The sequence below is a fragment of the Caballeronia sp. M23-90 genome, from assembly GCF_053574605.1.
Genome location: NZ_JBSIPA010000914.1, coordinates 1 through 856, shown reverse-complemented (window position 1 = coordinate 856; position 856 = coordinate 1). Strand labels below are relative to the sequence as shown.

The following is an 856-nucleotide window of genomic DNA, read 5'->3' as shown; positions in this document are numbered from 1 at the left end:
AGCGTGGCGAAACCAAGCTGCAAACCACCCGTCGACACCCGATACTCGCGCGTCAACGGCTGAAACGACAGCCGGATGCTTTGCGAGACGCTGACCGGCTCTTCATCGAACCAGTACCAGCGCGGCCATCCGTACGGCGCCATTGAAGGCGAAGTCGATGGCGATTCGAGCCTGACCGGACCCAAGGGCGCGCTGAGGCTGCGCGTGATCGTGAAGATTCCCGATAGCTCGACCACCGAACTGCAGCCGGCCGAGCGCTTCCTGCAAATCGAACAGCCGGTGAGCACCGCGCTCGCACGCAACGCCGACGCTGTGCAGCGCGCGTATCGCGAATATCAGGAGAAGGCGCTCGGGCGCACCGGTTTGCGCAAGATGTATATCGGCACGCTGACGCTGGCGCTGTTCCTTGCCACGTTCATCGCAATGATGCTTGCGCTCGCGCTCGGCAATCAGCTTGCACGGCCGTTGTTCTTGCTGGCGCAAGGCACGAAGGAAGTGGCGGAGGGTGACTACACGCCCAAGCGCGAAGTGAAATCGCGCGATGAACTTGGCTTTCTCACGCAGTCGTTCAACGCCATGACGCGGCAATTGTCCGAGGCGCGCGCGGCGGTCGAGAACAACCGGATTGCACTCGAGCATTCGAAGGCGTATCTCGAAAGCATTCTCGCGAACCTGACGGCAGGCGTATTCGTGTTCGACCGGCAGTTCCGCCTCACCACGGCCAATCGTGGCGCGGAACGCATTTTCCGGCAGCCGTTCAGCGGATCGCTGAATCTGCCGCTGGAGCAGATCGGCGTGCTTGCCGAGTTCGGCGCGATGGTGCGCAAGGCGTTCGCTGGTCGCGACGCAGCCGCGA

Annotated in this window: 2 pseudogenes; one reads left to right on the top strand and one right to left on the bottom strand. The window is 62.7% G+C overall.

Annotation, left to right across the window (positions count from 1 at the left end):
* Positions 1-122, bottom strand: a pseudogene (locus ACRXB1_RS36950) (DUF4390 domain-containing protein); the annotation flags it as partial.
* Between ACRXB1_RS36950 and ACRXB1_RS36945 the strand changes: the two are divergent.
* Positions 121-856, top strand: a pseudogene (locus ACRXB1_RS36945) (sensor histidine kinase); the annotation flags it as partial. The pseudogenes ACRXB1_RS36950 and ACRXB1_RS36945 overlap by 2 nt on opposite strands.